This is a genomic window from Pseudomonas kairouanensis (assembly GCF_004682055.1).
Taxonomy (GTDB): Bacteria; Pseudomonadota; Gammaproteobacteria; order Pseudomonadales; family Pseudomonadaceae; genus Aquipseudomonas; species Aquipseudomonas kairouanensis.
Genome location: NZ_QUZU01000051.1, coordinates 1 through 20897 on the forward strand (window position 1 = coordinate 1; position 20897 = coordinate 20897).

17 protein-coding genes and 1 pseudogene are annotated in these 20897 nt (G+C 62.1%); 5 read left to right on the forward strand and 13 right to left on the reverse strand.

The features are described from left to right. Positions 1–103 precede the first annotated feature (103 nt). The 4 genes from DYL59_RS27085 to DYL59_RS27100 form a co-directional block, all read right to left on the reverse strand. Positions 104–2545, reverse strand: a complete 2442-nt coding sequence (locus tag DYL59_RS27085; RefSeq protein WP_135291900.1) for a TonB-dependent siderophore receptor — start codon at positions 2543–2545, stop codon at positions 104–106. 131 nt (positions 2546–2676) lie between these two features. Further along, the gene (locus DYL59_RS27090; protein WP_135291901.1) at positions 2677–3624 is read right to left on the reverse strand and encodes a FecR family protein; all 948 of its coding nucleotides are present in this window, start codon (positions 3622–3624) and stop codon (positions 2677–2679) included. Continuing rightward, positions 3621–4154: an RNA polymerase sigma factor gene (locus DYL59_RS27095; RefSeq protein ID WP_135291902.1), complete on the reverse strand. Its 534-nt coding sequence runs from the start codon at positions 4152–4154 to the stop codon at positions 3621–3623. Before DYL59_RS27095 ends, DYL59_RS27090 begins: the two co-directional genes overlap by 4 nt. Before the next feature lie 216 nt (positions 4155–4370). Continuing rightward, positions 4371–5429 carry an HAD family hydrolase gene (locus DYL59_RS27100; RefSeq protein ID WP_135291903.1) on the reverse strand — a complete coding sequence of 353 codons (1059 nt, stop codon included), beginning with the start codon at positions 5427–5429 and terminating at the stop codon, positions 4371–4373. 238 nt (positions 5430–5667) lie between these two features. Here DYL59_RS27100 and DYL59_RS27105 point away from each other — a divergent pair, with 238 nt between their 5' ends. Both DYL59_RS27105 and DYL59_RS31820 read left to right on the forward strand, forming a co-directional pair. Beyond that, entirely contained in the window at positions 5668–7059 is a 1392-nt protein-coding gene (locus DYL59_RS27105; RefSeq protein ID WP_135291904.1) for an L-cystine transporter, read from the forward strand. A 25-nt stretch (positions 7060–7084) separates the two neighbouring features. Continuing rightward, positions 7085–7183: pseudogene (locus DYL59_RS31820) on the forward strand (outer membrane lipoprotein carrier protein LolA); the annotation flags it as partial. On the opposite strand, the gene DYL59_RS27110 reads toward DYL59_RS31820, so the two are convergent. Further along, positions 7173–7685, reverse strand: coding sequence for a dihydrofolate reductase (locus DYL59_RS27110; protein WP_135291905.1), 513 nt, complete (start codon positions 7683–7685; stop codon positions 7173–7175). The pseudogene DYL59_RS31820 and the gene DYL59_RS27110 sit on opposite strands and share 11 nt — an antisense overlap. A gap of 69 nt (positions 7686–7754) precedes the next feature. Here DYL59_RS27110 and DYL59_RS27115 point away from each other — a divergent pair, with 69 nt between their 5' ends. Continuing rightward, the gene (locus DYL59_RS27115; RefSeq protein WP_135291906.1) at positions 7755–9125 is read left to right on the forward strand and encodes a DUF2868 domain-containing protein; all 1371 of its coding nucleotides are present in this window, start codon (positions 7755–7757) and stop codon (positions 9123–9125) included. Then, positions 9118–10485: a DUF3482 domain-containing protein gene (locus DYL59_RS27120; protein WP_135291907.1), complete on the forward strand. Its 1368-nt coding sequence runs from the start codon at positions 9118–9120 to the stop codon at positions 10483–10485. Before DYL59_RS27115 ends, DYL59_RS27120 begins: the two co-directional genes overlap by 8 nt. Here DYL59_RS27120 and DYL59_RS27125 read toward each other — a convergent pair. The 7 genes from DYL59_RS27125 to DYL59_RS27155 all read right to left on the reverse strand — a co-directional run bounded on the left by DYL59_RS27125 (position 10482) and on the right by DYL59_RS27155 (position 19397). After that, entirely contained in the window at positions 10482–11036 is a 555-nt protein-coding gene (locus DYL59_RS27125) for a phosphonate degradation HD-domain oxygenase (protein WP_135291908.1), read from the reverse strand. The two genes, DYL59_RS27120 and DYL59_RS27125, sit on opposite strands and share 4 nt — an antisense overlap. Then, complete coding sequence (locus DYL59_RS27130) at positions 11033–12169, reverse strand: TIGR03364 family FAD-dependent oxidoreductase (RefSeq protein WP_135291909.1); 1137 nt, start codon at positions 12167–12169, stop codon at positions 11033–11035. Before DYL59_RS27130 ends, DYL59_RS27125 begins: the two co-directional genes overlap by 4 nt. A 125-nt stretch (positions 12170–12294) precedes the next feature. After that, complete coding sequence (locus tag DYL59_RS27135) at positions 12295–13317, reverse strand: putative 2-aminoethylphosphonate ABC transporter substrate-binding protein (RefSeq protein WP_135291910.1); 1023 nt, start codon at positions 13315–13317, stop codon at positions 12295–12297. Between the two features lie 19 nt (positions 13318–13336). Continuing rightward, the gene (locus tag DYL59_RS27140; RefSeq protein WP_135291911.1) at positions 13337–15043 is read right to left on the reverse strand and encodes a putative 2-aminoethylphosphonate ABC transporter permease subunit; all 1707 of its coding nucleotides are present in this window, start codon (positions 15041–15043) and stop codon (positions 13337–13339) included. A gap of 1 nt (position 15044) precedes the next feature. Next, a complete protein-coding gene (locus tag DYL59_RS27145) occupies positions 15045–16109 on the reverse strand; it encodes a putative 2-aminoethylphosphonate ABC transporter ATP-binding protein (protein ID WP_135291912.1) in 1065 nt (354 codons plus the stop codon). 197 nt (positions 16110–16306) lie between these two features. Continuing rightward, positions 16307–17170, reverse strand: coding sequence for a LysR family transcriptional regulator (locus DYL59_RS27150; RefSeq protein WP_135291913.1), 864 nt, complete (start codon positions 17168–17170; stop codon positions 16307–16309). A gap of 16 nt (positions 17171–17186) precedes the next feature. After that, positions 17187–19397, reverse strand: a complete 2211-nt coding sequence (locus tag DYL59_RS27155) for a heavy metal translocating P-type ATPase (RefSeq protein ID WP_135291914.1) — start codon at positions 19395–19397, stop codon at positions 17187–17189. A gap of 84 nt (positions 19398–19481) precedes the next feature. Between DYL59_RS27155 and cadR the strand changes: the two genes are divergently transcribed. Beyond that, a complete protein-coding gene (gene cadR, locus DYL59_RS27160) occupies positions 19482–19922 on the forward strand; it encodes a Cd(II)/Pb(II)-responsive transcriptional regulator (RefSeq protein WP_135291915.1) in 441 nt (146 codons plus the stop codon). Between the two features lie 129 nt (positions 19923–20051). On the opposite strand, the gene DYL59_RS27165 is transcribed toward cadR, so the two are convergent. Further along, complete coding sequence (locus tag DYL59_RS27165) at positions 20052–20885, reverse strand: thymidylate synthase (RefSeq protein ID WP_135291916.1); 834 nt, start codon at positions 20883–20885, stop codon at positions 20052–20054. Between the last annotated feature and the right edge of the window lie 12 nt (positions 20886–20897).

The following is a 20897-nucleotide window of genomic DNA, read 5'->3' on the forward strand; positions in this document are numbered from 1 at the left end:
CGAATGCGGTCTGTCAGTTACAGAAGTGCTGCCTGACACACCGCATTCGCGAGCAAGCCCGCTCCCACACAAGCCCGCTCCCACAGGGGTTGGGTGTGAGGCTTTAGAACTGCGGGGTGTAGGTCATGGTGAACATCACATTACGCGGGTCACCGTAGTAGTTACTGCCCCAGTTCGCGTTATACGCCGGGATGTAGTACTTCTTGTCGAACATATTGTTCAGGTTCGCCGCCACGGTGAATTCCTGGTTGATCTTGTAGGCCACCCGCGAATCCCACAGCGCATTGCCCGGCACGCTGAACGTGCGGTCGTAGGCCACGGTGCTGCTTTGTGCGGTCACACCAGCACCGACGCTGAATTTGTGCCAATCCCCCGGCAGTTGGTAGTCACCCCAGACTTTGAGCAAATGCTTGGGCGTCCAAGTGCTGAAGACTTTGCCTTCGTAGGTGTCGTCCTTGAGGAATTTGGTGGTGTTGTAGGTGTAGCTGGCGTTCAGTTGCAAACCCGTCAGCACTTCACCGGCCAATGTGGCTTCGAACCCTTGGCTGCGGACCTTGCCCGAGGCCACCGAGCAGTACCAGCCGTCACACAGCTTGTCGCCCTGCAGGTCTTGGACGGCGCGGTTTTCCTGGTCGTAGCGGAAGACTGCGAACGAAGCGTTGAGGCGGCCGTCGGCCAGTTCGCCCTTGAGGCCCAGCTCGTAGTTCTTGCCTTCGATGGGTTTGAGGATCGAAAGGGAGGTGGTCAGGTTGGTCTGTGGTTCGAACGCATCGGTGTAGCTGGCGTAGGCCGACCATTGTTCATTCAGCGCATACACCAGGCCCGCGTACGGCGTGACCTTGCCGTGGGATTGGGTGGTGCTGCCTTCAGGGGCGCGGTACACACCGCTTGTGCCGCCCTGGCCGATATAGGAATAGTCATACCAACTGGTGCGTGCGCCGACGATCAAGGTCAGCGGGTCCAGCACTTTCACGCGCCAGGTGCCATAGATGCCTTTCTGACGAATGTCATACCAGCTCTTGGACCCCCAACCGTCCTGGAACAATTGGTATTTGTCGCGCTGCGGGCGGTTGTGGTCGATGTTGAAGATATCCGCGCCCGGCGTCGCCGCCCGCGCCCACAAATCATCGGTGGTGAGCTTGGAGTAGTTGGCGCCCAACACCATTTCCTGCTGGAAGCCCAGGCCATCGAACTTGCCGTTGACATACACATCCGCGCCACGGCTCTTGGTGTTGAAGTCGGTGACCCAATCGATGTAGCGCACAGTGCCGCCGCCATTGGGGATCGTATCCCACGTGGCCTGGTAGGTCGCGTCGTTGCGTTCGTCCATCGCCACCAATGCGGCCTTCACCTTCCAGTCATCGTTGAAGCGATGCTCCAGGTCGGCAAACACCTGAGTCTGGTTGTTGACGCTACGGTTCCAACTGGCACCCACAAAGGTCGAGCGCGACAGGCCGATATCACTGCCGTCTGCATAACGGGGCAACGACATAAAGTTGGGGCGCGAGTGACCTTTCTGGTTACTGATGCCGATGCCCACGGTGGTGTCGGGGGTGAAGTCGTAGTCCACCGCCGCATACACGGTCTGATTCCAGGCGCCCACGTAGTCGACAAAGGAATTGGTGGTGTCGTAATCCGCCACAAACCGGCCGCGCAAAGTGCCTTCGGCGTTGAGCGGGCCGCCGGCGTCGACCTGGGTGCCGTAGTGGTCCCACGAGCCAGCCTTGGCGGTGATGGTCACCGTCGGCGCTTGTTGGCCGCGTTTGCGCACCAGGTTCATGGTGCCGCCGGGGCTGTTGGCGCCTTGCAATAAGGCTGCAGGGCCGCGCAGGGTTTCGACGCGGTCGTAGATCGCCATGTTTTCGGTGAGGTAGCTGCCCAACGTGTAGGTGTTGCGCGGGATGCCCACGCCGTCGTATTGCAGGGTGCCGACCTCGAAACCCCGGGAGAAAATGAACATGCCGGGGCCGGGGGATTTGGTCGCCGTGAGGCCTGGTGTGCGCTTGACCACTTCGGAGAGCTTGGTGGTGTTCTGGTCATCCATCTGCTTGCGGGTCATGACGCTGACCGACTGTGGGATGTCCTTGAGTTTTTGCTCGCCCTTGCCCAGGGTCACCGCGCCGGTGGTGTAGGAGCCTGTACCTTCGGTGGTAGTACCCAGGCGTTCGGCGCTGATGGTGGTGGCGCCGACTTCAATCGCCGAGCCGCTGGCCACAGGCTTTTCCAGGGTGACGGTGTCGGCATTGATAAACGCCGCGTTCAAGCCTGTGCTGCCCAGCAGCAAACCCAGGGCTTCGCGCTGGCCCAAGTTGCCGCGCACACCTGGGGATGTCACACCCTGGGTCAGCTCACCGGACACCAGCACCTGAATCCGCGTCACCGCCGAAAACGCCGCCAACGCACCGTCCAGGCTCTGCCCTGGAATATCAAAGCGGTAAGTCTGGGCCTGAACGGTCTCAGCGGCCTGCAAGTACAGCGGCGCAGTGCCGCTGGCCATGGAAATGGCCAGTGCCAGCAAAGGCCGTGCGGCGTATCGGTGTGCCATGGATGGTGCTCCCCAGTGCAAAAAGTCTGTGATCGGCGCCGCACTACTTGAGAGTGCTTACTATTTGCGCCTCAGTGATCAAGGACGATGGCTTGCGGAGAAACCCTGAAAATATTTTGAAAAAGTTGCCGTCAAGACGCTTTGCCTTCGCGCAGCACCAGTAAATACGGGGTGTAGTGCTCGGCATGCAGGTTGAGGGTGTACTCCAGCGCCTTGATCACGGCATCGGGTTTGTCGATTTCAAACACGCCGGACACCACGCGATTGCGCAGCGCATCCCCCAGCACCAGTGTCTTACCGGGCCAGTAGCGGTTCAACTCGCTGACCACTTCCGACAGCGGCTGCTGGCGGAATACCAACTGCCGCTGGCGCCAGGCAAAACCGCTGGCCGGGTCGAAACCGTGCACATTGGCCAATTGCTGGCCCTGATATTCCACCGCCAGCCCCGGCTCCAAGTACACCGGCGCGCCGCTGCCCGCGCTGACCTGCACCTTGCCCTGGGCCACCTGCACCCGCGTCTGCGCCTCACGCCGTGCCACGCTGAACTGCGTGCCGACCACCTTGACCCAGCCATCACCGGACTGCACCACGAATGGTCGTGACGGGTCTTTGGCTACGCTGAAAAATCCTTCGCCGCGCAGCAGACGAATCTGACGCTCACCACCGCTCATGCGCACTTGAATGGCGCTGTCGGTATTGAGTTGTAACTGGGAGCCGTCGGCCAACTCGACGGTACGCGACTCGCCGGTGCTGGTGGCGTAGTCCGCCCGCAGGCGGTCCAGCCAAGGGGTGTTTTGCACGGTCAGCCCTACCGCGAGCAAAACCGCCGCGGCACAGGCCCAGCGCCGTGCCGGTTTGCGCCAGGCAGCCTGTTCGGCACGGCGCACCACCCGCGCCGGTTCACGCAAGCCGCCGAGCAGCGCCTGCACTTCCTGCCAAGCGTCATCCTGGGCCTGGCCTTGGCCGAGCCAGACGGCGAAGGCATCCAGTTCGGCCGGGGTTACGTCCTCGGCCTGCAGGCGGAAATACCAGGCGGACGCTTCTTCGAACAACGCGTCGGCGGTGAGTGTGGCGGTCATGACCGACGTCCTTGTGTGTCGCAGGCGAGCCGCGTCTTGATGTAGGCGCGGCATTCAATCAAGGCGCGACGCAATTGGTATTCCACACTGCGCGGGGTGATCGACAGGCGTTCGCCAATCTCGCGGTAGGAAAGTTCGTCGACATGATAGAGCAGGAAGATCTGCCGAGTCGCTTCGGGCAACGCCAGGATCGCGTCCTGCATCAGTTGTTCCTGCTGGTAGGCGGCCAATTGTTCGTCGGCACCTGGGTTGGTGCACGGCAGTTCTTCGCTGGGCTCACCGGCATCCAGGCGCTCACGGCGGATGGCCTGGCGCTGATGATCGCGCACCAGGTTGCTGGCGATGGTGAAGAGGAAGGCTGGGAGGTTGTCGATCTTCTCGCCGGAATCGAGACGCGCCAGGCGCAGGAACGATTCCTGGGTCAGGTCGGCCGCCACTTGGGCGCTGCCGGTGCGGCGGGTGACGAAGGCTTCGAGGGCTTTCTTCTGCTCCGCGAACAGGCGCGCGATCTGCGAATTCCAGGAGAGCACGGCACTACCTTGAGAAGAACGGGGGGTTCAGGAGGTGTGCACGCTAGCAGAGGATGAGATTGGTTCGCAATTGATATCTATTTTTTGCTGTGGGTTATGCGGTGTTTTTGAGGCCGTCTTCGCGAGCAAGCCCGCTCCCACAGTTGACCGCGTTTCAACATGAGAATGCGGTCGAATGTGGGAGCGGGCTTGCTCGCGAAAGCAGGCGACTCGGTGTTACTGAATCTCCTCCGGCTTCACAATCACCCAGTTCTTATCCGCCGTCACCGCCAACCCTTCCTTGGCCTGCGCCGCCGCATGCTTGGCCATCATGCCGTTGAGTTGGGTCATGTATTTGTCCTTGCGGTTGATCCACAAGTGCACGCCGCCCTTGGCCACGTCCACATCGTGGAACAGCATGTAACCGTCGCTTGTGGGCGTATCGCCGCCGACGATCACCGGTTTTTTCCATTCGTCGATGTAGGTGAGGATCGCCGCGTGCTTGCCGGCCATCCAGGTTGCCGGGGTCCACAGGTAGGGGGTGAGCTCCAGGCCGAGGTTGGCCTTTTCGTCATATTTGCCAGCGGCGATCTGTTTGCGGGCGGTGGTCAACTCGCCGGTGGTGCGGTCTTTGAGCAGGGTGGTCACGCCGATGACGTTCTCGGGTTTGACGTTGTAGCCGTACTTCGGATCAGCCGCGACCATGCGCACCAACTCTTCAGAGGCGGCGGTCATCACGTACACCTCGATGCCGTTTTCCATCAGCTTGTTGTACAGCTCCTGCTGGCCGGTGAAGACCTTGGGCGGTTGGACTTCGGAGGTTTTCACCGCATCGCCTTCAAAGTAGCTGACCGGCACCGGTTTGCCGGAGGCCATCAGCTCGTCTACCTGGACCTTGAGCTCCTTGAGGGTGAAGCCTGCAAACACCTGGGCGACCCACGGGTAGCAGACCATGTCGTCCACTTCGCACAGGCGATAGTAGTAACTGAACAGGCTCTCTTTATGGTCGGCGCTGTCTTTGAACGGCATGAGCTTGAGCGAGGGGTCGAGGCTTTCGCGGGTGATCAGGCCCTTGTTTTCCATATAGGGCAGCAGGGATTCTTCGAGGTCGTAGCGGTAGCTGGTGTTGTCCATGTCGAACACCGCAAAGTTACCCTTGTTGGCGTTGGCGACGATCATGTCGTTCAGCTGTTTGGCGGCAGGGGCCGGCCAGTGTTTCAACTCGGTCGCAGCCATGACGTGGCCAGCAAGGCCCAGGCACAGCGCTGCGGCAAACATTCTCGAAGCAAGCTTCATAAGCGTTTCTCCCTGAGTGAAAGACATCGACGCTAACAAATCTGTGTGACGCTAAACACCCGAGCACGACCGCTTGCGTCGTGATCGCGCCAATGCCGTGTGCCTGGGCGCCATCGGCTTATTCCAAAAACGACAGTCACCATTCCATCTTGTTATTAATTCATTAGATATCAAGCTGTTAGGCTTTCCGGTTCGCAATCGCAGGCTCACGCGATTGGCAGCCTCTTACGGAGCTTCAATGAATCTGCCCCTGATTCTCAACTTACTGGTGTTCGCGGCCCTGTTACTGGGCCTGGCACAAACCCGCCGCACTGACTGGAGCCTGGCCAAGAAGGTGTTGTTTGCCTTGGTACTGGGCGTGGCGTTTGGTGTGGCACTGCATTCGATCTACGGCGCCGGCAACCCGGTGCTCAAGGCCTCCATCGGTTGGTTCGACCTGGTGGGCAACGGTTATGTGCAACTGCTGCAAATGATCGTGATCCCGCTGGTATTTGCTTCGATCCTCAGCGCCGTGGCTCGCCTGCACAACGCTGCGTCCCTGGGCAAGATCAGCTTCCTGACCATCGGCACCCTGCTGTTCACCACCGCGATTGCGGCGCTGATCGGCATTGGCCTGACGAACCTATTCGGCCTCACCGCCGAAGGCCTGGTGGCTGGCACTCAGGAAATGGCGCGCCTGCAAGTGATCCAGAGTGATTACGCAGGTAAGGTCGCCGACCTGAATATCCCGCAGTTGCTGCTGTCGTTCGTGCCGTCCAACCCATTTGCCGACATGGCGCGGGCCAAGCCGACGTCGATCATCAGCGTGGTGATTTTCGCCGCGTTCCTTGGGGTTGCCGCGCTGCAACTGCTCAAGGATGACGTGGAAAAAGGCCAGAAAGTGCTCAACGCCATCGACACCCTGCAAGCCTGGGTGATGCGCCTGGTGCGTTTGGTGATGAAGTTGACCCCGTATGGCGTGCTGGCGCTGATGACCAAGGTGGTCGCCGGTTCCAACCTGCAAGACATCATCAAGCTGGGCAGTTTTGTGCTGGTGTCGTACCTGGCCTTGGGCCTGATGTTTGGGGTGCACGGCCTGCTGCTGTCCCTGGCTGGCATCAACCCGCTGCGCTTCTTCCGTAAAGTGTGGCCGGTGCTGACGTTTGCCTTCACCAGCCGCTCCAGCGCGGCGGCAATCCCGCTGAGCATCGAGGCGCAGACCCGCCGCCTGGGCATCCCGCAATCCATCGCCGGATTTGCCGCCTCGTTTGGCGCGACCATCGGCCAGAACGGTTGCGCCGGGCTTTACCCCGCGATGCTGGCCGTGATGGTAGCGCCGACCGTGGGCATCAACCCGCTGGACCCGCTGTGGATCGCCACGCTGGTGGCGATTGTGACCTTGAGTTCGGCAGGCGTTGCCGGCGTGGGCGGCGGAGCGACCTTTGCTGCGCTGATCGTGTTGCCAGCGATGGGCTTGCCGGTGTCACTGGTGGCGCTGCTGATTTCGGTGGAGCCGCTGATCGACATGGGCCGTACGGCGTTGAACGTGAACGGCTCGATGACGGCGGGCGCGATTACCAGCCAGATCATGGGGCAAACGGATAAGGCGTTGCTTGAGGCCGATGAGCATGCTGAGTTAGCGCAGGCCTGAAGCCGAATCAACTGTAGGAGCGAGCTTGCTCGCGAAGAACCTCAACGATGACGCGGGCATGCTGAATGAACGCGGCGCCCTCAGGTTTTTCGCGAGCAAGCTCGCTCCTACAATCAGTTGCGTTCCCAGACTTCGAAGTTGTACGCCGGCTTATCACCCTGCGCCGGGTTCTCAACATTCGACACCAGCTTCCACTGCTTCAAATCAAACTCCGGAAACCACGCATCGCCCTCCGGGCTCAACGCCACCCGCGTCAAATACAGGCGATCCGCCTGCTCCAGCCCCTGGGCATACAGCTGCGCCCCGCCGATCAGCATCAGCTCATCCACGCCCTGGGCCAGCGCCCATTCTTCGGCGCGCGCCACTGCGGCATCAAGCGACGGAAAAACTTCCGCACCTTCAAGCACCAGATCGGTCTGACGGCTGACCACCAGGTTCAAGCGCCCCGGCAACGGTCGGCCCAGGGAGTCCCAGGTCTTGCGCCCCATGATGATCGGCTTGCCCAGGGTGGTGGCCTTGAAATATTTGAAATCCCCCGGCAAATGCCAGGGCATGCTGTTGTCGACGCCGATCACGCGGTTTTCACCGAGGGCTGCGATCAGGCTTAAAGGGAGAGTTTTTTTCATGGCGACGAGAATACCAGAGCAACGAGCCTGGGGTTATGCTCCAGGCTCACTCACACAACAGGACAGCGCGTGACTCCTCTGCACAGACTCTGGCTGACAGAAACCGTGCGCCTGCGTGAAGAACACGCAGGCGCCCTGGAAGACCAGGAAGCCAACCGCCTGGCCCGCGCGGCCGGTGGTGACTTGCCAACACGCATTCAACAACGCGCCTTGCACCTGGCCGAGCGTGATGGCCTGACCACCGCCCTCACCCGCTGGCTGCAAGGTGCGCGGCTGGCGCTGGTACTGCTGGCGATCGTCGCCGTGGTCAGCGGTGCGGGCCTGGCCTTTGCCGCGCTGGGTAATGGGCTGGCGCCGGTGAATGTGTTCTGGGCATTGGGCAGCCTGCTCGGGTTGAACCTGATCCTGTTGATCAGTTGGGCACTCGGCCTGCTGTTTGCGGGAGAACACAGCGCCAGCCTCGGACGCCTGTGGTTGTGGCTCAGCGAAAAATTGGCCCGTGACGCCAAGGCCGCGCAATTGGCTCCGGCCTTATTGCTGTTGTTGCAGCGCCAAAAGCTCAATCGCTGGGCTGTCGGTGTGCTGGTCAACGGCCTGTGGTTGTTGGCGCTGCTCAGCGCCCTGGTGATCCTGCTGATGCTGCTCGCCACCCGCCGCTACGGCTTTGTGTGGGAAACCACTATTCTCGGCGCCGACACCTTTGTGGCCGTGACCCAAGCGTTGGGCACCCTGCCCGCCCTGCTGGGCTTCAACGTGCCCACCGTCGAGATGATCCGCGCCAGCGGCGATTCAGCCCTGAATATCGAAAGCGCCCGCCAGGCCTGGGCGGCGTGGCTGGTGGGCGTCTTGCTGGTGTACGGCCTGCTGCCACGCGCGACCCTCGCGCTGCTGTGTCTGTGGCGCTGGAAACGCGGGCGCGCGGCCCTGAGCCTGGACCTCAACCTGCCCGGCTACAACCTGCTGCGCGAGCGTCTGATGCCCAGCAGCGAACGCCTTGGCGTCAACGATGCCGCACCTGAACAATTGCACCACGTCAGCGGCGGCGCCAGCGAACTGCAAACTAACGGCGCCTTGCTGGTGGCCATCGAACTGGACGACCAGCACCCCTGGCCACCCAAGCTTCCCGCCAGCGTCAAGAACGCAGGCATCCTCGACAGTCGCGAGTCGCGCAACAAACTGCTGGAGCAACTCACGCGCTTCCCGCCCGCACGCCTGCTTATCGCCTGCGACCCGCGTCGCTCGCCGGATCGCGGCAGCCTGGCGCTCATCGCCGAACTGGCCCGCAACGCCAGCGAAACCCGCGTATGGTTGCTGCAAGCCCCGCCGGGCCAGGCGCTGGACGCCGAACGCCTGGGGGACTGGCACGCCTCCCTGCAACAGCTGGAGTTGCCCTTCGCCGACTGCGCGCCGCTGAACTGGTTGGAGACGGGCCATGACTAAACCGCTGAAACTCGCCGTGGTCGGCCATACCAATGTCGGCAAGACCTCATTGCTGCGCACCCTGACCCGTGACGTCGGCTTCGGCGAGGTTTCCCATCGCCCCAGCACCACACGGCATGTGGAAGGTGCGCGGCTGTCAGTTGATGGCGAAGCCTTGCTGGAGTTGTACGATACCCCTGGCCTGGAAGACGCCATCGCCCTACTCGATTACCTGGAGCGCCTGGACCGCCCCGGCGAACGCCTCGACGGCCCGGCCCGCCTGGCGCGCTTTCTCGAAGGCAGCGAAGCCCGTCAACGCTTCGAGCAGGAAGCCAAGGTGCTGCGCCAACTGCTGGCTTCGGATGCGGGCCTGTATGTGATCGACGCCCGCGAGCCAGTGCTGGCCAAGTACCGCGACGAACTGCAAGTGCTGGCCAGTTGCGGCAAACCGCTGTTGCCGGTGCTCAACTTTGTCAGCAGCAGTGACCACCGTGAGCCGGACTGGCGTGAAGCCCTCGCGCGCCTGGGCCTGCATGCGCTGGTACGCTTCGACAGCGTGGCGCCCCTCGAAGATGGCGAGCGACGCCTGTACGAAAGCCTCGCCCTGCTGCTGGAAAACGCTCGACCGCAGTTGCAGCGCTTGATTCTGGATCAAGAAGCCCAGCGCCAGGCCCGCCAGCAAAGTGCCGCGCGCTTGATTGCCGAGTTGTTGATCGACTGCGCTGCATGCCGTCGCAGTGTGGTGACAGAAGATGAACCCCACGCCATTGACGAGCTGCGCAAGGCCATCCGCCAGCGCGAACAAAAGTGCGTGGAAGCGCTGCTCAAACTGTTCGGCTTTCGCCCCCAAGATGCCGCCGCCAGCGACTTGCCGTTGCTGGACGGGCGCTGGGGCGATGACCTGTTCAACCCCGAGACCCTCAAGCAACTGGGTGTGCGCGTCGGCGGCGGCATCGCTGCAGGCGCGGCAGCCGGTGCCGGTGTAGACCTCTTGGTCGGCGGCTTGACGTTAGGCGCTGCCGCCCTGGCCGGTGCAATTGCTGGAGGCGCCCTGCAAACCGCCCGCAGCTATGGCAGCCGCCTGCTGGGCAAGATCAAGGGCCAACGCGAACTGACCGTGGACGACAGCGTGCTGCGCCTGCTCGCCCTGCGCCAGCGCCAGTTGCTCAAGGCCCTGAACCTGCGCGGCCATGCGGCGATGCACAGTATCAAGGTCGACACGCCCCAGGACAAAACCTGGCGCGAAGGCAAACTCCCGCAAGCGCTGCACAAGGCTCGGGCCCACCCGCAGTGGTCGTCCCTCAACCCCCACGCCAAGCTCAGCCAGGCCGAGCGTCAGGAGCAGGTCGAAGCCTTGGCCCAACGCCTGGACGAAACCTAACCCACCAGCACCTGCCGGGCCTTGGCCTTGAGCACTTCAAGGTCGAGCAGCGGCACGTTCAGTTCCTTGGCCTGCTCATCCCAATGGCGCAGGCGCAAACTCACGGCGCACAGCGGGTCTTGTTCAAACGCGTGCGCTTGCTCAGCACTCATCACCCCGCCCTGATACGCCAGGGTGCGGCGGCTGGCTTCGCTCAACCTGGCGTAGTAGCCCGGCTGGCTGAAGGTCAGGTAGCGCTTGGCCTGGACGTGATACTCCACCAGCTTGGCCAAGCGCTCGCCAAACCCTGCGCGGCGCAGAAAGTCGGCCCCCAACCGCTCATGGCTGACCACGCCAAAACCGCCCATGTTCTCGCCACCCAGGCCGCAGAGGTGGCCGATATCGTGGAAGAACGCCGCTAACACCACTTCATCATCAAAGCCTTCAGCCATCGCCCGTTGCGCGGCCTGGGACATATGCTCGATCTGCGACACCGGCTCGCCGATGTAGTCTGCCGTGCCGTGTTGCTCGTACAAGCCGAACACCTCGGCAATCGCCTGTTCCGGGCTCATCTCGCGGCGCCCCACAATGCGCGGATATTGCCCTCGGCCAGCGCCGGCCCGACGCTCATGCCCACGCCGGTGTGCATCAACGCCGCACTCACGCCGGGCGCTGCCCGCAGGTATGAAAACGGCCCCGGCCCACGGGAGCCATACACGCCCTGCCAGCGCTCCACCACCTGGACCTTGCAGCCCAGGGTCTGCTCGGCCAGTTCGATCATCCAGTCATCCACTTGCTCGGCATTGAACGGTGAAGCGTCGCTGCCGTAATCGTGTGAGTCACCGATGATCAGCTCGCCATGGGGCGTCGGGCTGATCAACAGATGGATGCCGTGCTCCTGCAGGTGCGGTGCCTCACGCAGGATTTGCGCCTTCACGGCGGCGGCCTCGGGCAGGTCGGCAAAGGCGCCGTAGTGCACGCAACTCAAACCAGTGAGCAAGGCGTGTTGCAGGTTCAGATTGATCGCCGGGCGAGCGCGCAGCATTTGCAGGCGGCAGATGCTCGGGTTGAGTTCGGCCATGGCGCCTGCCAGCAAGGTTTGGTAGTCGTGGCCGGAACACACAATGATCTGCTCGCCACGAAAACTGCCCGCCGTGCTGTGCAGCAGGCCTGGCTCTACATCGCGCACCAGGGTGGAGAAGTGGAACTGCACCTTCAGTTCATTGCGAAGGTAGTTGATCAGCGCCGGGATCGCTTCACGCGAATACAGTTGCTGATCGTCGCGACCATGCAGCGCGGCGCGGTGATGGCGGAACTGGCCGCCGTACAAATCCCTCAACGCCGCCCCTTGCAGCAGTTCGACGTTATAACCGTGCTCCTTGGCGCGACCGGCGCAGAAGGCTTCCAGCAGGTGCTCTTCGGCCTCGGTGCGGGCGAACAAGTAGGCGCCGTTGCGCTTGAGTTGCAGGCCAGCGACCTGGGCCCAATGGCCCCAGATGTCGCGGCTTTCTCGCGCAAGGTCGAGCATGGGGCCCGGCGGTTGGCCGGTGACCAGGGCTTGGCCGAAGTTGCGCACCGAGGCGCCCAGGGGCGTGGCGCTGCGTTCGAACACCTTGACCTTGAGGCCGCGCTTGGCGGCGGCGTAGGCGTGCGATAGGCCGAGGATGCCGGCGCCGACAATTAGCAGGTCGGTTTGGTGTGTCATGGAGTGATGTCCTGAATTCAAGGCCGCCTTCGCGAGCAAGCCCGCTCCCACATTTGAATGTGTTCACAAATCAAAATGTGGGAGCGGGCTTGCTCGCGAAGAGGCCATCTGCCCTAACGAAAACCTTACTGACCCGCCACCTTCTCCGACTTACCGTCATAGCGCTTACGCCACTCAGTCAGAATGCTGTCGCGATTCTTCGACGCCCACGCAAAGTCGTTCTTGATCAACCGCTGCTCATAATCTGCTGGCAATTCGGTCTGCGGCTTGGCGATACCCGGCTGGGCGAGCACGGCAAAGTTGTCTTTGTACAAATCCATCGCAGCGGCGCTTGCCGAGAAATCGGCGAGTTTCTTCGCCGCCTCGGCATGGGCCGTGCCCTTCATCACCGCCGTGGCTTCAATGTCCCAGCCCAGGCCTTCCTTGGGCAGGATGATGTCCAGCGGCGCGCCCTGGCGTTTCAACTGCACGGCCGGGTACTCAAAGGAAATCCCGATCGGGAACTCACCCGAGGCCGCCAACTTGCAAGGCTTGGAGCCGGAGTGAACGTACTGGCCGATGTTCTGGTGCAGGTCGTCCATGTACTGCCAGCCCTGTTTCTCGCCGTAGGTTTGCAACCAGGCGCTCACATCCAGGAAACCGGTGCCGGACGAGGCCGGGTTGGGCATCACGATCTTGCCCTTGTACTCAGGCTTGGTGAGGTCTTGCCAACTCACCGGCTTGGTCAGGCCCTGCTTTTCGGCTTCGACGGTGTTGAAGCAAATAGTGGCGGCCCAGATGTCCATGCCGACCCAGGCCGGTGGGTTGGCAGGGTCACGGTAGTTTTTGCCGATCTTGTCCAGGTCGTTGGGTGCGTAGTTATCCAGCATGCCCTGCTGGTCGAGAATCGCCAGGCTGGACGCGGCCAGGCCCCAGACCGCGTCGGCTTGCGGGCGGTCTTTCTCGGCCAACAGCTTGGCGGTGATGATGCCGGTGGAATCACGCACCCACTTGATCTCGATGTCTGGGTTGGCCTTTTCGAAGGCCTGCTTGTAGCTCTTCAACTGCTCGGCTTCCAGGGCCGTGTACACGGTGAGGTCGGTCTTGGCGAAGGCATTCAGGCTGAATGCAGACAGTACGGCAGCGACCAGCGCCAGGGGCTTGAACATGGAATACCTCCTCTGGGGGTTATTGGCCCGGCGCGCTCTGGCGCCAGGCTTGGGAGCGACGCAGTGCGCCGCGTGAGGCCCACGCCAGCAGCAGCGAAACGCCGGCCGAGGTGAACAGGATCAGGGTGGACATGGCCGCCGCACCGCCCACGTTGCCGGCATCGTCCATGTTCAACACGGCGACGGCGGCGAGGATGGTGTCGGGGCTGTAGAGGAAGATCGCGGCAGACACGGTGGTCATCGCCGACACGAACAGGTAGCGCACGATGTCCAGCAAGGCCGGTAGGCAGATCGGCACGGTCACTTTCAGAAAGTGGCGGTACAGCGGCGCCTTGAGGGACAGCGCGGCGGCTTCGAACTCGGCGTCGAGCTGACGCAGCGCCGTGGTGGCGGTCATCTGTGCGGTGGTCAGATAGTGCGCAATGGTGCACACCACCAGCAGGGTCATGGTCCCGTAGAGCACGTGCAGCGGGTTGCCACTGAGGTTGAAAAAGAACACGTAGCCCAGGCCCAGCACCAGGCCGGGCACCGCCATCGGCACGAAGCTGAGCAAGCGCAACGCGAGGTTGAGCGTTTTCTGGCCCTTGGTCTTTTCCATCAGGTAGGCGCCGGTGAAGATCAGCACGCTGCCGATCAACGCCGTGCACAAGGCCAGGGTCAGGCTGTTGCGATAGGCCAGCCAGCCGCCGCCAGCGGTGTCTTCAAACTGGTAGTGGCTCAGCGAGAGCGAGAGGTTGTACGGCCAGAATTTGACCAGCGAGGAGTACACCGCCATGCCGAATACCAGCAGCAATACGGCGCAAATCGTCAGCACGATGGCCAGGTAGCAGCCGTCCCTCAACCGCGAAGGCACGGGTTGGAACACCTGGGCGCGACCGCTCATGGAATCACCATGGCGACGACGCAGCCAGGCATCCACAGCAAAACTGAACAGTGCGGGCAGCAGCAACACCATGCCGATCAAGGCGCCGCGACCGAACTGTTGTTGGCCGACCACCGCTTTGTAGGCCTCCAGCGCCAGCACCTGATAATCGCCCCCCACGACAACCGGCACGCCAAAGTCGGTGATGGTCAGGGTGAACACCAGACAGAACGCCGCGAACACCGCCTGGCGCGTGGCCGGCCAGGTGACGCTGCGAAACGCCCGGGCCGGGCTGGCGCCCATGCTGGAAGCGGCATCGAACAGCCGCGCATCCGCCAGGGACAGCGCCGACAGCAGGATCATCAAGGCATGTGGGAAGGTGTAGATCACCTCACCCAGCACAATGCCCCAGAAGCCGTAGATATTGTCCGAGAGCAACCCGCGCAACAGGCCCTGGTTGCCGAACCAGTACACCAGCGCAATGCCCGGCAACATTGACGGTGCCATCAAGGGCAGCAGCGACATGCCTCGCCAGATCGCCTTGCCCGGAATCAACGTGCGTTGCAGGGCGTAGGCAAACAGGTAGGCCAGGGGTACGACGATGGCTGCCACGCTGAGTGAAACCTTCAGGCTATTGCCCAACAGCCAGTGGAAGTTGGCGCTGGTCACCAACTCACGCGCGGCAACGAGACCACCGCCCTGCCCGGCTTCGCTGCTGAAACCGCGCCAGAAGATCGCCAGCAACGGCATCAGTACTGCGACGCACAGCAGCGCCAGCCACACCAGCTTTCCGCCGACGACAAAGATTCGATCACCGGTTTCAGCGCGGGAGACCTGACGCGGCAACGTTATGACAGCGGCCATCTCAGGCAAACACCTGCAGGCTGCGCGGCGGCAAGGCAACCCAGATATCCTGGGCGCCCAGGCGTGGCATGGCTTCCGGGGCCAGCTCGGCCAGCAGCGCATGGCCGGGCAGTTGTTCCAGCTCAAAGCTCATGCGGCAGCGGTTGCCGAGAAAGGTGATCTCACGCACTTTGGCCGGGAACAGGTTTTCTTCATGCACCCCAGGGTTGACGTTGATGGCTTCCGGGCGGCAGAACAGGCGCCCGGACCTGGCCACACCGGCATCATCGGCCAGGCGCAGGTTCATCCCGCCGACCTGGGCGTAGCTGGCGCTGTTGCGGCTGAACGGCAGCCAGTTGCCCTGGCCGACAAACTCCGCCACGAACGGCGTGGCCGGGCGGTCGTAAATTTCTTGGGGGGTGGCGTATTGCTCGACCTTGCCGTTGTTCATCACGGCAATGCGGTCGGCCATCAACATGGCTTCGTCCTGGTTGTGGGTGACCATCAAGGTGGTGATGCCCAGTTGACGTTGCAGTTGGCGCAGCTCAGTGCACAAATGCTCGCGCACGCGGGCGTCCAGGGCCGACATCGGTTCATCCAGCAGCAGTAACGAAGGCGCCGGCGCCAGCGCACGGGCCAGGGCCACGCGTTGCTGCTGGCCGCCGGAGAGTTGGCCGGGGTATTTCTTTTCGCTGCCCAGCAGGCCCACCAGTTCCAGCATCTGGCCGACGCGCTTGCGCGCTTCATCGCGACCACTGCCGGTGAGCCCGTAGCCGATATTGGCTTCCACGGTGAGGTTGGGAAACAACGCGTAGGACTGGAACAGAATGCCGTAGTCCCGCGCCTGGGGTGGCAGCAGGGAAACGTCACGACCTCCCAGGTAAAGCTCACCGCTGTCCTGGCGCTCAAGCCCGGCGATGCAGCGCAGCAAGGTGGTTTTGCCGCAGCCGGACGGGCCCAGCAGGCACACCAGTTCACCGGCGGCGACGTCCAGGGAGACGTTGTCCAGCGCCGTAAAGGCGCCGAAGCGCTTTTGCACATTGCGCACCTTCATGGGCGCGCCGGGTTGGGTCAGGGCTGTGTTCATGGAGGGCACCTCATCAAACGAATGAGGGCCATGCTAGGGAGCGAATGCGTCGCTCATGTGGCAGGAAGGCAAAAGGCAGTGATAGTGGTATTGGTGTTTTTTTGTAGGAGCGAGCTTGCTCGCGAAATACCTGAGGACGCGGCGCAGATTCAGGATGACCGCGTTATCGTTGACGATTTTCGCGAGCAAGCTCGCTCCTACAGGGGGGACATCTCTTGTGCCAGCCCCAGAAAAGCCGCCGGCAGCCGCGCGCCCTTCCTCTCCTTCAGGCAGTACAGATACTCCGGAATCTGCGGCGCATTCTCGAGGGTCAGCACCCGCAATTGCGGGTCATGAGGCACCTCCTGGCGCGCAATGATGCTGATGCCGATATTGCGCAGCACCGCCTCGCGGATCGACTCGCGGCTGCCGATTTCCAGCAACGGCCCGTAGCTCACATGGGCGCCTTGCAGCATATCTTCTGTCAGCCGCCGCGTGGTCGAGCCCGCTTCGCGCATTAACAGGGTGTGCCCGGCCAGCGCGCTGAGGGGCACATGGTCAAGCTTGGCCAGGGGATGGTTGCGGTGCACCGCCAGCACCAGCGGGTCGGTGCCGAGCACGCGGCGGATCAAGCGCGGGTCCTCCAGCAGTTGCGATGAGGCGGCGACATCCACGCGGTAATCATCCAACGCTTCGAGCACTTGCTGGGAGTTGCCGATTTCCACCGACACCTCGACGTGGGGCAGGCGCTCGCGAAAGGCTTTGACCAGATCGAGGATGTAATACGGCGCCGTTGCGGCAATCCTCAATGCGCCCTGGACCTGGCCGTTGTTACGCAGGAAAAACTCGATATCCGCTTCCTGCTGCAACAACGCCTTGACCATCGGCAGCAACCGCGCACCCTCGTCGCTGACGGTGAGGCGGCGGCCGCCACGGTAGAACAGCTCAACGCCATATTGGCTTTCGAGGTTGCGAATCTGCGTGGTGACGGTGGGCTGGCTGAGGCCGAGTTTTTTCGCCGCCTGGGTAATGCTGCCCAGGCGGGCGACCATGAAAAAAGCCTTTAGCTCGGCACTCAGCACACCACCCTCTCATCGTCTATTTGCGCAACAGGCGCAGACCATTGAACACCACCAGCAGGGCCACGCCCATGTCGGCGAACACCGCCATCCACATGGTGGCCAGGCCCAGGAAGGTGACCACCAGGAAGATCGCCTTGATCACCAGCGCCAGGGCGATGTTCTGCCTGAGGATACTCGACGTTTGCCGCGACAGCCGAATGAATGCCGGGATCTTGCGCAAATCGTCGTCCATCAGCGCCACGTCGGCGGTTTCGATGGCGGTATCGGTGCCGGCGGCGGCCATGGCAAAACCAATCTCGGCGCGGGCCAGGGCCGGGGCGTCGTTGATGCCATCACCCACCATGCCCACGCGATGGCCTTGGCCGTAGAGGGTTTCGATGGCTTGCAGCTTGTCGGTGGGCAACAGGTCGCCCTGGGCCTGATCGATGCCAACTTGACTCGCAATTGCCTGGGCGGTGTGGGTGTTGTCGCCGGTGAGCATCAAGGTCTTGATGCCCAGTGCGTGCAGTTGCTGTATGGCTTCGCGGCTGCTGTCCTTGACGGTGTCGGCCACGGCGAACAGGGCCAGGGGGCCGGATTTGTCGAGTAGCAGCACCACAGACTTGCCTTGTTTTTCCAGGGCGAAGAGTTTTTCTTCAAGCGCAGGCGAACACAGGCCCAGGTCTTCCACCAGCCGATGGTTGCCCAAGTAATAGGTTTCCCCGTTGATATCGCCGCGCACGCCACGACCGGCGAGTGCTTCAAAGTTATCCACAACGTGGGCGGACAGGTTTTTATCCACAGCTGCCTTGGCGATGGCCAGGGACACCGGGTGATCGGAGCGCCCGGCCAAACTGGCGGCCAGGGCCGGGGCGCGGTCTTCGACGGTGGGGAACAACGCCAGGTAATCGGTTTGCACCGGTTTGCCATGGGTGAGGGTGCCGGTCTTGTCCAAGGCCAGGTAGTCGAGCTTGTAACCGCCCTCCAGGTACACGCCGCCCTTGATCAGGATGCCTTTGCGTGCCGCCGCCGCCAGGCCGCTGACGATGGTCACCGGGGTGGAGATCACCAATGCGCACGGGCAGGCCACTACCAGCAGCACCAGCGCGCGGTAGATCCAGTCGAACCAGGCACCGGCCATGAACAGCGGCGGGATCACCGCCACGCCAAGGGCAAACAGGAACACAGCCGGGGTGTAGATTTTCGAGAAGCTGTCGACAAAACGCTGAGTGGGTGCCCGCGCGCCCTGGGCCTGTTCCACCGCGTGGATGATGCGCGCCAGGGTGGAGTTATCGGCGGCTGCGGTGACTTTGTATTCCAGGGAACCTGCCTGGTTGATGGTGCCGGCGAAGACTTTATCGCCCACGGTTTTTTCAATCGGCAGGCTTTCTCCGGTGATCGGCGCCTGGTCGATGGTTGATTGACCGACGGTGACTTCACCATCCAGGCCGATACGCTCGCCAGGTTTTACCCGCACAATAGCGCCCAGATCGATACTTTTAACCTCTTGCTCCGCCCAAGAACCATCAGCCTGCTGAACAGTGGCCTGCTCCGGCGTCATCTGCATCAAACCGCTGATGGCGTTGCGTGCGCGGTCCAGGGACTTGGCTTCGATCAGTTCGGCCACGGTGAACAGGAACATCACCATCGCCGCTTCTGGCCACTGGCCAATCAACACGGCACCGGTTACCGCAATGCTCATCAAGGCGTTGATGTTCAGGTTGAGGTTTTTCAGGGCGATCCAGCCCTTTTTATAGGTGGTGAGGCCGCCGCTGAGGATCGACACCAGTGCCACCAACGCAATCACCCAGGTCGGCGCGGCGCTGGTGAAGTGCAACACCTCGGCACCCAGTGCACCCACGCCGGACACCGCCAGCGGCCACCAATGCTTCTTGGCAGGTGGCGCGGCAGGCGTAGTGCCGTCTTCAATGGGGTCGGCCTGCATGCCGATGGACTTGATGGCCGCGATGATCGGCGCGGTGTTTGGTAGGTCGTGGGTGACGCCGAGGATGCGGTTGATCAGGTTGAATTCCAGCTGCTGCACGCCAGCAAGCTTGCCCAGTTTGTTCTGGATCAGGGTTTGTTCGGTGGGGCAGTCCATGGCTTCGATGCGGAACGTGCTCAGGCGCGAGCCGGCAGTGGGCGCTTGGCTCAGTTGCACCCGCGCAGGCGCTGGCGTGCCCGAACAGCAAGAGCCGCCATGACCGTGGTTATGCACAGGGGTAAGTTTTTGCAGGGAGTCGCTCATCAGGTCGCGTCCGTAAGGTGCCTGTTGCCAAGTAAAGACCCTGTAGCCACTATAGGGTCAAGCACCCATTTGGAGATTGCTGCAATGAAGATCGGCGAACTGGCGAAACTGACCGACTGCCAGGTGGAAACCATCCGGTATTACGAAAAGGAAGGCCTGCTGCCACCCCCGGCACGCACCGAGGCCAACTACCGTGTGTACACCCAGGCGCACACCGAGCGGCTGATCTTCATCCGCAATTGCCGCAGCCTGGACATGACCCTGGAAGAAATCCGCAGCCTCTTGGGGTTACGTGATAGCCCCCAGGACCAGTGCGAAAGCGTGAATGCGTTGATCGACGAGCATATCCAGCACGTCAAGGCGCGGATCGACGGGTTGTTGGTGTTGCAGGAACAGTTGCTGGACTTGCGACAGCGCTGTGGCGGCGGGCCAGAATGCGGGATTTTGCAGCGGCTGGAGGTGAGCGGGAGTGTGGTGGCGAGTGAGGCGGAGCCGTCCCATGTGGGCAGGAGCCATGGTCACTGACCCCAGCTTGGTAACCCAATCAAAATGTGGGAGGGGGCTTGCTCCCGATTGCAGTGTGTCAGCCACTGACTATTTGGCTGATCCACCGCTATCGGGAGCAAGCCCCCTCCCACATTGACCGAGTAGCCTTTAGATGGCCACGTCAGCCTTGATGCTTGGATCAGCGTCATAACCCACAATTTCAAAGTCTTCGAACTTGTAGTCATAGATCGACGCAGGCTTACGCTTGATCACCAGCTCCGGCAGCTTCTTCGGTGTACGCGCCAGCTGGGTCTGGATCTGTTCCATATGGTTGCTGTACGCATGGGTATCGCCAGTGGTGACGATGATCTCGTGGGGGATCAGGTCGCACTGCTGGGCCAGCATATGGGTGAGCAACGCCAGCGCCGCGGTGTTGTACGGCAGGCCCAGGAACACATCGGAGCTGCGGATATACAACTGCATCGACAGGTGCCCGTCATGCACGAACGCCTGGTACAGCAGGTGGCACGGCGGCAGGGCTTGCTTGCCGTTGCGGGCGTTTTCCTGGGGGCTCTTGGTTTCGTCGGGCAGGTACTCGACGTTCCAACCGTGGAACAGGATGCGGCGGCTGTTGGGGTTGGTCTTCAGCGTTTCAACCATGTAGTCGATCTGGTTGATCTTGCCGCCGTCCTTGGTCGGCCAGGCGGTCCACTGCTCGCCGTAGACCGGACCGAGATCACCTTCTTCGGTGGCCCACTCGTCCCAGATACGCACGCCGTTTTCGTTGAGCCACTTGATGTTGGTGTTGCCGCTCAACATCCAGATCAGCTCGTTGGCGATGCTCTTGAAGTGAAGCTTCTTGGTGGTCAGCAGCGGGAAGCCGTCGGCCAAGTTATGCCGATACTGACGGGCAAACACAGCCTTGGTGCCGGTGCCGGTGCGATCGCCCTTGGTCAATCCATTGGTGACGACGTCGTTCAGTAGTTCGAGATATTGCTTCATGTGTGTACCCGT

Bases quoted from the DNA above. Each gene is read 5' to 3' on its own strand.
- DYL59_RS27085 (WP_135291900.1), bottom strand. From the start codon at position 2,545: ATGGCACACCGATACGCCGCACGGCCTTTGCTGGCACTGGCCATTTCC.
- DYL59_RS27090 (WP_135291901.1), bottom strand. From the start codon at position 3,624: ATGACCGCCACACTCACCGCCGACGCGTTGTTCGAAGAAGCGTCCGCC.
- DYL59_RS27100 (WP_135291903.1), bottom strand. From the start codon at position 5,429: ATGAAGCTTGCTTCGAGAATGTTTGCCGCAGCGCTGTGCCTGGGCCTT.
- DYL59_RS27105 (WP_135291904.1), top strand. From the start codon at position 5,668: ATGAATCTGCCCCTGATTCTCAACTTACTGGTGTTCGCGGCCCTGTTA.
- DYL59_RS27110 (WP_135291905.1), bottom strand. From the start codon at position 7,685: ATGAAAAAAACTCTCCCTTTAAGCCTGATCGCAGCCCTCGGTGAAAAC.
- DYL59_RS27120 (WP_135291907.1), top strand. From the start codon at position 9,118: ATGACTAAACCGCTGAAACTCGCCGTGGTCGGCCATACCAATGTCGGC.
- DYL59_RS27125 (WP_135291908.1), bottom strand. From the start codon at position 11,036: ATGAGCCCGGAACAGGCGATTGCCGAGGTGTTCGGCTTGTACGAGCAA.
- DYL59_RS27130 (WP_135291909.1), bottom strand. From the start codon at position 12,169: ATGACACACCAAACCGACCTGCTAATTGTCGGCGCCGGCATCCTCGGC.
- DYL59_RS27135 (WP_135291910.1), bottom strand. From the start codon at position 13,317: ATGTTCAAGCCCCTGGCGCTGGTCGCTGCCGTACTGTCTGCATTCAGC.
- DYL59_RS27140 (WP_135291911.1), bottom strand. From the start codon at position 15,043: ATGGCCGCTGTCATAACGTTGCCGCGTCAGGTCTCCCGCGCTGAAACC.
- DYL59_RS27145 (WP_135291912.1), bottom strand. From the start codon at position 16,109: ATGAACACAGCCCTGACCCAACCCGGCGCGCCCATGAAGGTGCGCAAT.
- DYL59_RS27155 (WP_135291914.1), bottom strand. From the start codon at position 19,397: ATGAGCGACTCCCTGCAAAAACTTACCCCTGTGCATAACCACGGTCAT.
- cadR (WP_135291915.1), top strand. From the start codon at position 19,482: ATGAAGATCGGCGAACTGGCGAAACTGACCGACTGCCAGGTGGAAACC.
- DYL59_RS27165 (WP_135291916.1), bottom strand. From the start codon at position 20,885: ATGAAGCAATATCTCGAACTACTGAACGACGTCGTCACCAATGGATTG.